This window comes from Anabaena sp. FACHB-83 (assembly GCF_014697485.1).
Lineage (GTDB): Bacteria > Cyanobacteriota > Cyanobacteriia > Cyanobacteriales > Nostocaceae > Nostoc_B.
On sequence record NZ_JACJRY010000002.1, the window covers coordinates 272,886 to 287,185 of the forward strand.

20 protein-coding genes are annotated in these 14,300 nt (G+C 39.9%); 16 read left to right on the forward strand and 4 right to left on the reverse strand.

Going from position 1 to position 14,300, the window contains the following annotated elements:
* Positions 1-32 precede the first annotated feature (32 nt).
* The 11 genes from H6G79_RS03345 (at position 33) to H6G79_RS03395 (ending at position 7,911) form a co-directional block, all read left to right on the forward strand.
* Positions 33-350, forward strand: coding sequence for a Mo-dependent nitrogenase C-terminal domain-containing protein (locus H6G79_RS03345; RefSeq protein ID WP_190589861.1), 318 nt, complete (start codon positions 33-35; stop codon positions 348-350).
* A 559-nt stretch (positions 351-909) separates the two neighbouring features.
* The gene (gene nifE / locus H6G79_RS03350; RefSeq protein ID WP_190589860.1) at positions 910-2,349 is read left to right on the forward strand and encodes a nitrogenase iron-molybdenum cofactor biosynthesis protein NifE; all 1,440 of its coding nucleotides are present in this window, start codon (positions 910-912) and stop codon (positions 2,347-2,349) included.
* The gene (nifN, locus tag H6G79_RS03355; RefSeq protein ID WP_190589859.1) at positions 2,350-3,666 is read left to right on the forward strand and encodes a nitrogenase iron-molybdenum cofactor biosynthesis protein NifN; all 1,317 of its coding nucleotides are present in this window, start codon (positions 2,350-2,352) and stop codon (positions 3,664-3,666) included.
* A 223-nt stretch (positions 3,667-3,889) separates the two neighbouring features.
* Complete coding sequence (gene nifX, locus H6G79_RS03360; RefSeq protein ID WP_190589858.1) at positions 3,890-4,303, forward strand: nitrogen fixation protein NifX; 414 nt, start codon at positions 3,890-3,892, stop codon at positions 4,301-4,303.
* Positions 4,300-4,776 (forward strand): NifX-associated nitrogen fixation protein, encoded by a 477-nt coding sequence (locus H6G79_RS03365; protein ID WP_190589857.1) that lies wholly within the window; start codon positions 4,300-4,302, stop codon positions 4,774-4,776. Before nifX ends, H6G79_RS03365 begins: the two co-directional genes overlap by 4 nt.
* 177 nt (positions 4,777-4,953) lie before the next feature.
* Complete coding sequence (locus tag H6G79_RS03370; RefSeq protein ID WP_190589856.1) at positions 4,954-5,151, forward strand: CCE_0567 family metalloprotein; 198 nt, start codon at positions 4,954-4,956, stop codon at positions 5,149-5,151.
* Entirely contained in the window at positions 5,148-5,465 is a 318-nt protein-coding gene (nifW, locus tag H6G79_RS03375; RefSeq protein ID WP_190589855.1) for a nitrogenase-stabilizing/protective protein NifW, read from the forward strand. Before H6G79_RS03370 ends, nifW begins: the two co-directional genes overlap by 4 nt.
* Positions 5,466-5,475: 10 nt before the next feature.
* Positions 5,476-6,276, forward strand: a complete 801-nt coding sequence (locus H6G79_RS03380; protein WP_190589854.1) for a ThiF family adenylyltransferase — start codon at positions 5,476-5,478, stop codon at positions 6,274-6,276.
* 257 nt (positions 6,277-6,533) lie between these two features.
* Positions 6,534-6,902, forward strand: a complete 369-nt coding sequence (locus H6G79_RS03385) for an iron-sulfur cluster assembly accessory protein (RefSeq protein ID WP_190589853.1) — start codon at positions 6,534-6,536, stop codon at positions 6,900-6,902.
* Positions 6,903-7,184: 282 nt separating this feature from the next.
* On the forward strand, positions 7,185-7,484 hold the full coding sequence (locus H6G79_RS03390; RefSeq protein WP_190589852.1) for a 2Fe-2S iron-sulfur cluster-binding protein: 300 nt from the start codon (positions 7,185-7,187) through the stop codon (positions 7,482-7,484).
* 175 nt (positions 7,485-7,659) lie between these two features.
* Positions 7,660-7,911 (forward strand): FeoA family protein, encoded by a 252-nt coding sequence (locus H6G79_RS03395; RefSeq protein ID WP_190589851.1) that lies wholly within the window; start codon positions 7,660-7,662, stop codon positions 7,909-7,911.
* A 443-nt stretch (positions 7,912-8,354) separates the two neighbouring features.
* Here H6G79_RS03395 and H6G79_RS03400 read toward each other — a convergent pair whose 3' ends face one another.
* Positions 8,355-8,564, reverse strand: a complete 210-nt coding sequence (locus tag H6G79_RS03400) for a molybdopterin-binding protein (RefSeq protein ID WP_190589891.1) — start codon at positions 8,562-8,564, stop codon at positions 8,355-8,357.
* A 766-nt stretch (positions 8,565-9,330) separates the two neighbouring features.
* Between H6G79_RS03400 and H6G79_RS03405 the strand changes: the two genes are divergently transcribed.
* The 4 genes from H6G79_RS03405 to H6G79_RS03420 all read left to right on the forward strand — a co-directional run bounded on the left by H6G79_RS03405 (position 9,331) and on the right by H6G79_RS03420 (position 12,300).
* Positions 9,331-9,957 (forward strand): CBS domain-containing protein, encoded by a 627-nt coding sequence (locus tag H6G79_RS03405; protein ID WP_190589850.1) that lies wholly within the window; start codon positions 9,331-9,333, stop codon positions 9,955-9,957.
* A 206-nt stretch (positions 9,958-10,163) separates the two neighbouring features.
* Positions 10,164-10,628, forward strand: coding sequence for an ankyrin repeat domain-containing protein (locus H6G79_RS03410; RefSeq protein ID WP_190589849.1), 465 nt, complete (start codon positions 10,164-10,166; stop codon positions 10,626-10,628).
* Positions 10,615-11,901 carry a nitroreductase family protein gene (locus H6G79_RS03415; protein ID WP_190589848.1) on the forward strand — a complete coding sequence of 429 codons (1,287 nt, stop codon included), beginning with the start codon at positions 10,615-10,617 and terminating at the stop codon, positions 11,899-11,901. Before H6G79_RS03410 ends, H6G79_RS03415 begins: the two co-directional genes overlap by 14 nt.
* A gap of 18 nt (positions 11,902-11,919) precedes the next feature.
* Positions 11,920-12,300 (forward strand): hypothetical protein, encoded by a 381-nt coding sequence (locus H6G79_RS03420; protein WP_190589847.1) that lies wholly within the window; start codon positions 11,920-11,922, stop codon positions 12,298-12,300.
* A gap of 30 nt (positions 12,301-12,330) precedes the next feature.
* On the opposite strand, the gene H6G79_RS03425 is transcribed toward H6G79_RS03420, so the two are convergent.
* Complete coding sequence (locus H6G79_RS03425) at positions 12,331-12,813, reverse strand: hydrogenase maturation protease (RefSeq protein WP_190589846.1); 483 nt, start codon at positions 12,811-12,813, stop codon at positions 12,331-12,333.
* A 58-nt stretch (positions 12,814-12,871) separates the two neighbouring features.
* Between H6G79_RS03425 and H6G79_RS03430 the strand changes: the two genes are divergently transcribed.
* Positions 12,872-13,327: a hypothetical protein gene (locus H6G79_RS03430; RefSeq protein WP_190589845.1), complete on the forward strand. Its 456-nt coding sequence runs from the start codon at positions 12,872-12,874 to the stop codon at positions 13,325-13,327.
* Between the two features lie 114 nt (positions 13,328-13,441).
* Here the strand turns inward: H6G79_RS03430 and H6G79_RS03435 are convergent, their stop codons facing one another.
* Positions 13,442-13,762 carry a hypothetical protein gene (locus tag H6G79_RS03435; protein ID WP_190589844.1) on the reverse strand — a complete coding sequence of 107 codons (321 nt, stop codon included), beginning with the start codon at positions 13,760-13,762 and terminating at the stop codon, positions 13,442-13,444.
* A 103-nt stretch (positions 13,763-13,865) separates the two neighbouring features.
* On the reverse strand, positions 13,866-14,288 hold the full coding sequence (locus H6G79_RS03440) for a hypothetical protein (protein WP_190589843.1): 423 nt from the start codon (positions 14,286-14,288) through the stop codon (positions 13,866-13,868).
* Positions 14,289-14,300 lie beyond the last annotated feature (12 nt).

Below are 14,300 nucleotides of genomic sequence, written 5' to 3' on the forward strand. Positions count from 1 at the left end.
ACCTACCTATCCCTTGATTCGTTTTCTCTATCATGGACAGCATCAATCACGCTCATTCTCACGTTAATTACCATCCACCTAACTATAAAAAGTCTCCTCTACTTAATCCTCTGCGTCGTTTTGTGGACGGAATTAATGTTAAAAATAATCGCTTCGCTCATCTCATCTGTCAGGTTATTCCCTGCTGTTGCCCTTTTGAGCGAAATATTAGTTTATTTGGACGGACTTATCATATTCCGGCTTTGTGTAAGCTAAATCCTCTCTATGATGAGTTTGTTGGGTTACGTTTTCGGGCTTTGTCTTACCTCGCTGATGAATGTGGTGAGGATGTGACAAGGTATATTTGCTAATTTACTTATTATCTGGAAGTTATAGCAATCCTTGTGAGTTGTGAACGGATTCTTTTTTGACGAACCGCCAAGTGCGCCAAGTACGCCAAGAGAGGAAAGAAAGAGTTTCACAATTAATTTAGGAGTATTTGGAGCAGAAAGCAAGTTTTTTGTTATTGGTAGTCAAGCATACTTTAAAGTTTCTTGTAAAAGTCGATGTTATAGAAATGAATTACTGATGCACATGGGGAATTGTGTGTCAGGTATAGTGAAGATTTTTGCAGGAAGTTTTTGTGACAGTAATCAGTTAACAGTTAACAGTAATCGGTAGACCTCTTGCATATATATTTTTTTGTCTCACGCAGAGGCGCAAAGACGCAAAGAGGTCTAGTGAATATATAAGTGATTATTGTTAACTGTTTTTTCTCAAGCAGAGAAGATGGGATTTTTATCGAACCACAGAGGAGCCAGTCGCGTGGTGAGGTAGCGCGGTCTTGGGGGTTTCCCCCATGAGCGACTGCCGAAAGGGTTTCCCGACTTGAGCGAACTGGCGTAGCGCGGAGAACACAGAGGAAGAGAGATGAACACCCAAAAGAAGGTTAATGAACTGCTGAATGAGTCGGGATGCGAACATAATCAGCAGAAGAAGGGCGAGAAGAAGAATAAGTCTTGTACACAACAAGCGCAACCTGGGGCGGCTCAAGGTGGCTGTGCTTTTGATGGGGCGATGATTGCTCTAGTTCCAATTACTGATGCGGCGCATTTGGTTCACGGCCCGATCGCCTGTGCGGGTAATTCTTGGGGTAGTCGTGGTAGTCTATCTTCTGGGCCTGTACTTTATAAAACAGGTTTCACTACCGATATGACGGAAAATGATGTGATTTTCGGTGGTGAGAAGAAGCTTTACAAGGCAATTTTAGAAATTCATCAGCGTTACAATCCCAAGGCTGTGTTTGTCTACGCTACTTGTGTGACGGCTTTGATTGGCGATGATATCAATGCTGTTTGTAAGGCGGCGGCGGAAAAAATAGGGACTCCGGTTGTCCCGGTGATTGCGCCGGGATTTATTGGGAGTAAGAATTTGGGCAACCGTTTTGGCGGTGAAGCTTTATTAGATTATGTTGTCGGGACAGCAGAACCGGAGTTCACAACCCCCTATGATATAAACTTGATTGGCGAATACAATATCGCCGGGGAAATGTGGGGAGTCCTGCCTTTATTTGAAAAATTAGGCATCCGCGTACTATCTAAAATCACGGGTGATGCTCGTTATGAAGAAATTCGTTACGCTCACCGTGCCAAGTTGAACGTGATGATTTGTTCGCGGGCTTTGCTCAATATGGCGAGAAAGATGGAGGAGCAATATGGGATTCCCTACATTGAAGAGTCTTTTTATGGGATTGATGATATAAATCGTTGCTTGCGGAATGTGGCGGCGAAGTTGGGCGACCCTGATTTACAAGCGCGGACTGAACAGCTAATTGCTGATGAAACTGCGGCTTTGGATATCGCCTTGGCTCCCTATCGCGCCCGCCTCAAGGGTAAGCGTGTAGTTCTGTATACTGGCGGTGTGAAAAGTTGGTCTATTATCTCCGCCGCTAAGGACTTGGGGATAGAAGTTGTGGCTACTAGCACCCGCAAGAGTACGGAAGAAGATAAGGCAAAAATCAAACGCTTGCTCGGTACGGATGGCATCATGCTAGAAAAAGGCAATGCTCAGGAGTTGTTGCAATTGGTACGTGACTCCAACGCTGATATGTTAATTGCGGGTGGTCGTAACCAATACACAGCCCTGAAAGCGCGGATTCCTTTCCTTGACATCAACCAAGAACGCCATCATCCGTATGCTGGGTATATGGGAATGTTAGAGATGGCAAGGGAGTTATACGAAGCCCTCTACAGCCCGATTTGGAGTCAAATCCGTAAACCTGCGCCTTGGGATGAAGCAGCAGGGACTTTAAATAATTTTAGTTTGTCAGCAGAAGATATTTTCTCTGCTTCAATAGAAGAGGTATTTTAGATGGCGATCGTTACTGTTCCCGAAAAATCAGTTGCAGTTAATCCCCTCAAACAAAGCCAAGCTTTAGGTGCATCCCTCGCCTTTTTGGGATTAAAGGGAATGATACCTCTGTTTCACGGTTCTCAAGGGTGTACCGCCTTCGCCAAAGTTGTGCTTGTACGGCATTTTCGGGAAGCGATTCCCTTAGCCACTACAGCCATGACTGAAGTAACTACGATTTTGGGTGGCGAAGAGAATGTGGAACAGGCGCTTCTGACGTTGGTAGAAAAGGCCAAGCCAGAAATTATCGGTTTGTGTACCACTGGATTAACCGAAACCAGAGGCGATGATATTGAACGCTTCTTAAAGGATATCCGCGATCGCCATCGGGAATTAGACCACATCCCCGTTATCTTTGCACCAACACCAGATTTTAAAGGTGCATTACAAGATGGTTTTGCTACTGCTGTGGAAAGCATCGTTAAGGAAATTCCCCAAGCAGGCGGAATTAGAAGCGAACAAGTGACAATTTTGGCTGGTTCTGCTTTTACTCCCGGCGATTTACAAGAAATCAAAGAGATTGTCACCGCTTTTGGATTAGAACCTATCTTTGTACCTGACCTTGGCGCTTCTTTAGATGGTCACTTAGAAGATAACTATAGTGCGGTGACAGGTAGCGGTACAAGCGTCAAACAACTACGACAAGTAGGTTGTTCTGCTTTCACCATCGCTTTGGGTGAAAGTATGCGGGGTGCTGCCAAAATTCTCGATGAACGGTTCAACATTCCCTACGAAGTGTTTGGGGAATTGACTGGTTTAGAACCAGTAGATGAGTTTTTGCAAGCATTATCAATTTTAAGCAGCAACCCAGTCCCCGAAAAATACCGCCGCCAACGTCGCCAGTTGCAAGATGCAATGCTCGATACGCACTTTTATTTTGGTGCAAAACGGGTATCTCTAGCATTAGAGCCTGATTTACTTTGGGGAACAGTGCGCTTCTTGCAATCGATGGGATGTCAAATTCATGCGGCCGTCACCACAACGCGATCGCCTTTACTCGAAAAACTCCCCATCAAGAGCGTTACTATCGGCGATTTAGAAGACTTTGAAGAACTAGCAGTAGGTTCTGACCTAGTGATTGGTAATTCTAACCTGGCTGCGATCGCTAAACGTCTGTCGATTCCTCTTTATCGTTTAGGTTTGCCCATCTACGACCGTTTAGGAAATGGTCTATTCACAAAAGTTGGTTATCGCGGCACGATGGAGCTTTTGTTTGGCATTGGCAACCTCTTTTTAGAAGCTGAAGAAGAGCGCGTTAAACACTTTTTCAATGATTAGTAATTGGGGAATTGGGATTAGGGAATAGGGAGTAGTGAATTTTAGGATTGCTAAATCAAGGGATGATTCTTGTAGGGTGGGCATCTTGCCCGCCCCGAAATAAATAAGGACGGGCAAGATGCCCATCCCACAAAACTATAAAAATCATCTCGCAAATAAGCAATATCTGAATTTCTACTCCCCACTCCCCACTCCCCACTCCCTACACAAGTAGGAGAACAGAATGAAAATTGCCTTTACAACCAGTGACCACATTCATGTCAATGCTCACTTTGGCTGGGCGAGAGAAATTGATGTCTACGAAATCGATGGCGAAGGATATCAATTTTTACACACTCTCAACTTTGAGGGTGAGCTAAAAGAAGATGGTAACGAAGATAAAATTACACCCAAACTTGATGCACTGGTTGACTGTGCAATTGTTTATGTAACAGCAATTGGTGGAACTGCTGCTGCTAAGTTAATCAAGAAAGGTGTCACCCCAGTTAAAGCCCGCACTGAAGAAGAAAAAATTGAAGAGTTATTGACTAAATTAGTCCAAACTCTTAAAGGTAATCCTCCACCTTGGTTGCGGAAAGCTCTCCAACCCAAAACCAAAAGTTTTACAGATGAACTTGAAAATGAAGCAACTGTATGACCGCAGATAATACTGTTAACGGCACTACTAGTCTCGCAGCCTTAAACTCTCCCTTCATTAAGGCTTTAGTTCTCCAAATTCGTGGGCAAGATAGTTACGGATTCTACCGTAATTGGTCAGATGAATTAATCCTCAAAGCATTCATCGTCCCCAAAAAAAAGAAACGCGAAATCCCCATTGAAGGCGAAGTCGATGCCGCAACTCAAGCCCGGATATTAGTTTTTTACCGTGCTGTTGCTGCCAGAATTGAACAAGAAACCAATCTAATTTCTCAGGTTGTAATTAATATCAATCATGAGGGCTTCGGCTGGGCTTTAGTATTTTCTGGTCGGCTTTTGCTAACAGTAAAAACTCTCAGAGATGCTCATCGTTTCGGCTTTGAATCTCTCGAAAAGTTAGCAGAAGAAGGCGAAACTTTTGTCCAAAAAGGATTGGATTTAGTTAATCGCTTCCCAGAAGTAGGCAAGATTTAAACGTTAGTCATTAGTCATTAGTTATTCGTTATTTAAACCCCTCTCCAAACCTCTCCCCCCCAGGGAGAGAGGCTTTGAAAACGCAGAATATTTTTGCCCTTCTCCGCGTCGGAGAGGGGTTGGGGAGAGGTTTATCAAACTCATGTTTATTTACAAATGACAAAGGACAAATGACAAATGACCATCGAGGAATTGAAAACTCAAATTAAACGCCTCAACAGCAAAGCAGGTCAAATGAAAATGGATCTGCATGATTTAGCAGAAGGTTTGCCAACAGATTACAAACAACTTATGGATGTTGCAGCCGCAACTTATGAAATATATCGGCAACTGGATGAGCTAAAGCAGCAGCTAACAGCATTGGAGGGTAAATGAGTAAAACTATTGAAGAATTCAAAAAATTAAGTGATGCCGAAGAATTTTTGAAATTCTTTGAATTACCTTACGACCAAAAAGTTGTAAATGTAAATCGTCTCCATATATTGAAAAAGTTCTCGCAATATATCCAAGAAATTGACGAACAAGCTGCTGATTTAACTGCTGAAGAAAAACTGAATCAATATTGCTTGGCTTTACAACAGGCTTACGAGATATTTCTCGAATCAACACCCCAAGAACAAAAGGTGTTCAAAGTCTTTAAAGACAAGCCCAAAAATGTAATTACGCTGACAGAACTCTCTTCTGATTAGGAGGTAAATAGTGATCAACCTAACTCCTACCGAGTTAGAACGTTATAGTCGCCAAATGATGCTTCCGAATTTTGGCGAAGCGGCTCAGAAGCGCCTGAAGTCAGCGACAGTATTGGTTACAGGTGTGGGGGGATTAGGTGGTACAGCCGCGCTTTACTTAGCAGTAGCAGGCGTTGGCAAACTAATTCTCGTCCGGGGTGGTGATTTACGCCTTGATGATATGAATCGTCAGATTCTCATGACTGATGATTGGGTTGGTAAGCCAAGGGTATTTAAGGCTAAAGAAACCTTGCAAGCCATCAATCCTGATATTGAAATCGAAGCGGTTCATGATTATGTTACTGCTGAAAATGTAGATTCTTTGGTACAGTCCGCAGATATGGCACTGGACTGCGCTCATAATTTTACAGAACGCGATTTGTTGAATGCAGCTTGTGTGCGCTGGCGCAAACCAATGGTAGAAGCTGCAATGGATGGGATGGAAGCTTACCTGACAACAATTATTCCCGGTGTCACGCCTTGTTTATCTTGTCTGTTTCCCGAAAAACCTGAGTGGGATCGGCGTGGTTTCTCCGTGCTAGGTGCCGTTTCTGGGACATTGGCTTGTTTGACAGCACTGGAAGCAGTCAAGCTGATTACTGGGTTTAGTCAGCCTTTATTGTCACAATTGCTGACAATAGACTTCAACCGGATGGAATTTGCCAAGCGTCGTTCATACCGCGATCGCTCTTGTCAAGTATGCGGTAACAATGCACCTTGGAGATACTCGCAATCTCCATCAATGGAAACCACCAGTAATTTTACAACTTAATAAGTATTTTGTCCTTTGTCATTAGTCATTTGTATTTACAAATATGTTTTCAAACTATTTGTTTAACTGGCGAACTTTTTAGATCCCCCTAAATCCCCCTTAAAAAGGGGGACTTTAAGAGGCTCTTAGCCCCCCTTTTTAAGGGGGGTTGGGGGGATCTAAGACTTTTGAAACACATCCTAATGACAAAGGACAATTATCACAAAAAACCCAAATTCTAGATTAGAACAATCAATCGCTACAGATTAGGAGATTGAATGACTGTTACTTTAACAGAAAAAGCAGAATTTCGTTTGCGGGCTTTCCTGCGAGGTTCCGGTTCTGATGAGAATAGCACTAAAGGTATCCGAATCTCTGTCAAAGGTGGCGGTTGCAATGGCTATGAATATGGTATGGATGTCACCAGCCAACCCCAACCAGATGATTTAGTAATCCAACAAGGTAGTGTGTTGGTTTACGTCGATGCCAAAAGTGCGCCCTTATTAGAAGGAATCGTGATTGATTTTGTCGAAGGGGTGGTAGAAAGCGGTTTCAAATTTACCAACCCTAATGCAACTAGTACCTGCGGTTGCGGCAAATCTTTCAAAACAGGAGACTGTACGCCAGATGGTGTTCCTTGTAGCTAAAAGAGTCTTCTTTTAGTGTTAAGTCAAACCATATAGGCTTTTCGTAAACGTACTCCGCACTAAATGTCAGAGACACTAGCTAATACTATTTTGGATTTTAGATTTTGGATTTTGGATTGAGAATTACTATCTGCATCTAAGTTATATCAATCCATTTGTCTTAATCATTATCTAAATAGGTATAAAACTCATCAAATGCTGTGTCTTCCTATTCATGCTTTCTCGAAGAGGAGACTGACACACTTCGAGAACCAACCGAACCGTAATGAGGAGAATCGGAAAATGGCTACCTATCAAGTAAGATTAATCAACAAAAAAGAAGACATCGATACCACAATTGAGGTAGATGAAGACACTACAATTTTAGACGCAGCAGAAGAAGCTGGTATTGAGTTACCTTTCTCTTGCCATGCAGGTTCTTGCTCTAGCTGTGTAGGTAAAGTTACAGAAGGTGAAGTTGATCAATCTGATCAAAACTTCTTGGATGATGAGCAAGTATCTAAAGGATTTGCTCTGTTGTGCGTTACCTATCCTCGTTCTAACTGCACAATCAAGACTCACCAAGAGCCTTACCTCGTATAATTGATGTCTTAGATTATGCACAGAAGTTGCAGCTATACAGTCAAAATCTCTCTACACAGATTCAGATTGTATAGCTGCAATTTTTCATCACTACAGCTATTTTTAGCAATCCAAAAAATATGAAAGGTAAAGAAAATTATCTTTCATACTTCATACTTCACACTTCATACTTTTAATGTTTAAGCCTTTTAGTGTAAGCGGCTGTTCTTTAGCACTACTCCAACCTGGAGAGCAAGGTATTATAGCTTTTTATCAAACTCAAGATCAGAAAATCCTAGACCAGATTCATTCAGCAGGCATAAAAATTGGAACTTGTATTACCCTAGAACAGCAACTTCCTTTATTACAAATGAAAGTTGCTGGAGAATCTCTCAGTTTAAGCCAAGAAGTTGCTCAGACTATTTACGTGCGGATAGTTGATAACTAAATTCAAGCTAAAATCTACTACTGGTGAAGTAGAAGGACTAAATTAAACCTAATGTGAGATTACCTAGTTTCGATACTTCGACACCTTCGACAGGCTCAGGGCGGTGCTGCGCTCAGTATTCACACTTCAGCAAAGCTCAGTGAACGCTTCGCTCAACCCTCTTTGAGTCAGCTTATTGAGCATTGAGCGTAGTCGAAATGCGTCTTCTCAATGAAAATATGTAAGATAACGCCGTGTGCAACTTTCTCTCAAACCTAACCCCCAACCCCTTCCCTGGTAGGGAAGGGGAGCAAGACTTAAAGCCTCTCTCCGCGTCGGGGAGAGGTTTGGAGAGGGGTTTCAAACATAAGTTGCACATCGCGTAATATATAAATTCTGTAGAGACGTTGTATACAACGTCTCTACAAAAATAAAAAAATTCCATTTAATGAATTAGTGATTTATCAATCAATAGCGACAATAACATCGGACGCTTTAATAACAGCATAAGCTTGCTTACCTTCTACCAAACCCAGGTTATCGGCTGAGGTTTTGGTAATAATAGAGACTAACTCTATTCCAGGTGCTAATTCTAAAGTTACTTCAGTATTAACTGAACCAGTTATAACCTTCTTAACGGTGGTTTTTAACGCATTACGCGCACTAATTTCCATGTTTTTATTTCTTTTTAAATCATGATTGTTTGAAACAATACCAACTTTTTGGAATATCAAGGTGATTTTTTAGATTTTCTTTATAAAATTACTAGATATAATTTATACAAAGCCTCTAAAGCTAACAGTCATACTACTAAAAATACTCCGCTAGAGGGAGAATTTGAGTTGAAATAAGTAGCACAATATATCACTACTTAAGAATATTTTTAGTTAAAATATTGATACATGAACTATGTCTACAAAACTTAATTTCAAAAAATAATTGTTACCTAGTAAACAAATCAATATCTATAAATTTTGATATTAAACAAGCAGTCTGAATAAACATACTATTAAATAATTAAATGTATTTTGTGCTGCATTTTGATATTTTTTTGTGATATTTAACCAATATCTTTATGAGAATACACACTTATTTATAGAACAAACCTATCAGAGTGATAATATATAAGTAAGCTAAATTGTTGCTAGTGAACCAAACTTCAGCAGCAAGAGATTACAGGGTTATCAAAGACATTTCTACCTAAATCCTGGTACATCTGAAAGTTAGACAGACGATGCGATCGCTTCAGCAATAGAGTAGGGAAAATGTGTAAATCTTATACTGATAATTGATGATTCTACTAAGTAGAATTTAGGGCTAATACTGCGTAAAACCTGTGTCTAATTTTCATCATACTTAGACGAAGCAAACACAGTTTGGGAATAAGTGCAGCAGTTTAGAAACAATTCCCTTACTTGCAATAAATAAGGAGCAGGAATTATGCGAGCCAAACATATTATGACTCAAGATGTAGCTACCATTCGCGGCTCCGCTACAGTAGCAGAAGCAGTGAAATTATTAAGGCTCAAACAACTGCAAGAATTGATTGTAGAACCTCGTCATAGTGGTGATGCTTACGGCATTATGACTGAGAGTGATATTGCAGCCAAAGTGGTTGCTTATGGAAAAGATCCTCAAAGAACTTATGTTTACGAAATAATGAGCAAACCCTGTGTCACTGTAGATCCTGACCTTGATTTAGAATATGTTGCAAGGTTATTGATTAATACAGGGATGCGGAGTGCGCCTGTCATCCGTGGTGAATTACTTGGGATGATTACTATCAGCGATATTATCCACAAAGGCGACTTTGTAGATAAACCAAAACTCCTATTCTTGCAAAAAGAGATATATAAAGCAGTCTCCAACGCACGGGCAATTTCTGCGAATTATGGCCCAGACTCTAAACGCACAATTGAAGCTTGGGATTTCGTAGATGAACTCGAAGCTGAAGCTGGTTTTTATGGTGCAACCAAGCAAGATAAATCTTCTAGAGAACTATTCTCTGAAGAACCCAAACCAATGGTCGCAGGTGAGCAACCTAACCAAACAATGAATGCTGTCTAATGAGGATATCTGAGAATTATTAAACTGTTGATCCCCCCTAGCCCCCCTTATAAAGGGGGGAAACTAAGAAATCTAATTCCCTCCCCTTTCCAAGGGGAGGGTTAGGGAGGGGTAAAAGTTCATCTCATGGACAGTATTTTCAAAAAGTTTTTGTGAATGGTGGGCATTGTCCACCATTCCCTTTTATTAGTGAATTAAAGCAGTTTATGAAACCACAAAATCAGCAAAGTTTGAGTCAAACAACTTGTGAATGGTTGATAGGTAATAATTACAATCCTGAAGATTTAAATCAGCGTGGTGAAAATGGTGATACAGCTTTAATGAAAGCTACTAGGATAGGTAATTATTCAGTAGTTCAAGAATTGATTAGTGCAGGCGCGGATATTAATGCCAGAAATAATGATAGTAATAATGCCTTATGGTTTGCTTGCTTTGGCAATCATTATGAATTAATTAATTTGCTGCTAGAAATGAAAATTAATATCGATAACCAAAACGATAACGGTGCAACAGTGTTAATGTATGCAGCTTCAGCAGGTAAAGCAGAAGTAGTCAAGTTACTTTTACAACATCATCCGAATTTAAATTTAAAAAACTTAGACGATTACAAAGCTATAGATTTTGCCAGCACTATCGAAGTTTTAAGGATGCTGAAAGATGCTACAAAATGAATTATCTAGCAAAAATTTTCATCAAAGGACTAAACATTCTTACCTATCAGTGCAGCTTGACCCTAATTATGTAGACCCAACAACGCAACCATCTGCTTTTAAGCAATATCCAAAATTTTATCGCAGGCTGCAATTAAATCTCAATCATCCCATTCATTCTTTCATTTACTTAACAAGTGCAATCACCTTAGAAAAGACTTATAAGGATGTAGCCTATCAACTACGTGTTAATCCTTCTGCGGGTGGGTTATATCCTACTGAGATTTATGTACAAATTCGTGGCATCCCGGAAATAGTTGATGGCATCTACCATCTAGAAGTTGAGAATAATTGTCTAACACTCATCTATGAATTAATAGATGATGGCTTGGAAAGTTATATTATACCGGGCAAATGTATCAAGGGAGTCATTTTTTTAATTAGTTGCGTTTATTATAGGTCTAGTTGGAAATATAAAAACAGAAGTCTGAGATATTGCTTTTTAGATAGCGGACACCATTTAGGTACAATTGCCGCATCGGCTGATCTCTATGACAAAAATATCCAGCTAATGTTTGACTTTGATAAGTTAGCTCTTAATTCTGACTTAGGTTTTGAGAATAAAGAGTTTGTGACGGCTAGTGTTCTATGTGGGGAAGTAGAAGAAAAGCATGTGAGACGCTTAAGGCTGAAAATTCCTTTTGTGAGTGGTACAGATTATTTTGAAGCTCATCAATTTATTGAAGATGGCTATCAGGTAACAGCTTTACACAAGAGTCCAAAACAACAGCTAGAGCATCCCAAATTTAAGTTTGACAAGGATAAATTTTATCAAACTGTTTGGCATAGACGTTCAAATAGACGTTTCCGGAAACAGTTGATTTCTCAAGAAGATTATTTCAGGATATTGCAACAACTAAAGCAACCAATTCCCACAGAAAGTTGTGAAGCAATCAAAGTTTATTCAGTCGTGCATCGAGTAGAGGGGATATCCCCTGGGTTATATCAAAACAATCATCTGATTAAAAGTGGCGATTTTAGCGAACATACTGGTTATTTGTGCATTAATCAGGCTATTGCGCGTGATTGTGCAGTAACTTTGTTTTTTGTGTCTGACTATACAAGTTATCAAACCGCTATGCAGTTAGCAGGTTTTTTAGGACACAGAGTTTACCTGAGTAGTAATTACTTGGGGATACAATGTAGCGGAATTGGCGCGTTTTATGACGATGAAACCCAGAGTTTCTTAGAAACAAAAATGGATATTCTCTACGCAATGGCTATTGGCAATTAAGTAGTTTTGTAAGTAGAGATGGCTAGGTATATGTTCTGTTACAACGATGATTACGATTACCGTCCAATGCAACCGTCATCGGCAGATATTATTTTACGGCAACAACTAGAGCATTCTATTAGTAAATACTTTTATGAAGCGTGCGATCGCACAATTCAAAATCTTCTTTCTCATTGTCGCTGGTATGTCACCAGTGACGCTAGTGCGATGACCTTAGTAATTGAATGTCCCGATCCTGTTACCAACTGGCGAGTTCTACAACAAATCGTCGCAATGGGGTCATTACTCCAGTCAATTGTCACCAGTGCTAAAATCCGCGTTTGTCCTCCCGAAAGCCAAGGTATACCTTTTGAAATGAGGGTAGATGAAATTGCTGTTTACCGTGATATGGCTGGTTAGAAAAAGCGTGTATGAAGAGAGTAGGAAAGACTATTGATTATTTATCATTGACCAATTACAAATAATTGTAACTACCTCTTCAAAAACTAAGTTAGCCGAACTTTTCACCACAGGACTTAACTCTAGTCCAAGGCTAAGATTTGCCGCCTCAATTAAATAAACTGTCACATCTTCGGGAAATTCATCCTGAAATATTTTCCTTCCGGCGGCTAGTGCATTATCCCAACGAAAATCATGCAAGTTATAACTAGGTTCCGGTAAAGCTTCTAATTCTTTACCTGGAACCTTAAATATTGCACCCGCTTCAGAATTGGTTGAACTAGCATCAATAATTACTAATTTTTTACTACCTCTAGCTTGAAACATTACCTCCATCCCTGCGGTTCCACAGTCATACACACGCACATGAAGGTGAGGATTTTCGGCTAGATATTGTTGTAAGCGTTGGGCGATAATTACACCTACAGCATCATCGCAGCGATTGAGATTTCCGCAACCAATAATAGTTAGCATTATGGAATATAACAATGGAAACTAGTGAATTAAACCTTTAGGCTATCTTATTTGTTGTATGTCAAATGTTAATGAAAAACCATTAGGTCAATATCATATTTTCCTTCAAAATTCTGATGGACAGTTATTTCCAGCAAGTGTAGAACTTGGTTGTCGAGATTGGAATGATGATAGAGGACGACATACTGAATGTCGGATAAAGCTGAAATGGGATGATGGTGAAATTGAGTGTATTGAAGGGATTTTCTTTGTAGCTTTTAAGCGGGTTCGTGAGCAACTAGCTCTGCGATATCTTTATCCCATGTGTTACGGAGCCAGTCGTAAAATCATTATTACTGGTATGGCGGCAGATATGGCTTTAGGTCTAAAAGTGTATAAAGCAGAAATTGGTAGTTTTCCTAGCCGTAGTCAGTTAGTACACATTTTTGCATCTGGAGAAGATGTCGAACCTGTTTCTGTGGAAGAACAAGAAGAGTTTCAGCGTCAATGGGTAGAATCAGTTAGAAAGAAGTAAGAATATACTATCGTTGCCCTAACAAGCGGTCATCATGTCTATCAAAACCTAATATTAGAATATCAATTTCTTTTTTGTCATACTATTTAGGTGTCTAAGTTGAATAAAAACTACTCAACTGGTACTCGAAACAAAGCTTAACAATATACCCAAAACCTTATCGACAGGATGAATGTTATACTCTGTTAGACCAATTGTGACGGTTTGGGATTCTAGTTTGAGAAACTTCCAGCGATCGCCTGACGTAATTGCACCGTAAATTATAGGTATCGGACTATTATTCGCCAAGGCTAAACTTAAGCGTTTATTGATAGTCTCTATTAAAAACTGGCTAGGAGTTACAGGTTCAATGTCTTGGAGAAAATCAAAAGGTTCAATAACCGTCAGCCCAAAATCTTTTTTAACCTTTTTGAGTGTAAAGTCACTATAAGGCATAATTTAATTCATAATCTGCTTTGTTGTATCCTTATGTTACAACTTAATGGCTTTGTCTCATAAAAAAGACAAAGCCTCGGAATAATTAACAAATAACCACAATTTAGAACGTTACATTATATTTATCAGCCAGTTCAGATAGCTTTTCATACTGCTGAATGGCGGCTTCTGTGATTAACTGTTTCGCTTCTTCTGGCGTTGTGCCATTTTCGGGAATCAAATACTTCACATAAAGGGCGATAAAATCAGCCATAATTGCCGACCCTATCAAACCATGACTATCAGCTTCTTGACCAGCCATTGTTGCTACTAAACCCGCTTTGATGGGGTCTGGTTTCTCTTTCATGAACTGATCAATTAGTTGCCAAATATACTCGTTTGGTATGAGATTTTCTAACTTGGTTTTGTTAGGTGTAAATTCTATACCTGCGGCTTTTGACTGTTCTAAAACACACCATTCTGTAAATTCTTGTAGTGCTGCTTCGGGAAGTTTGGGAAGATATTTGTGTAGTTCTAAATCAGACACAAGCTTACCTTA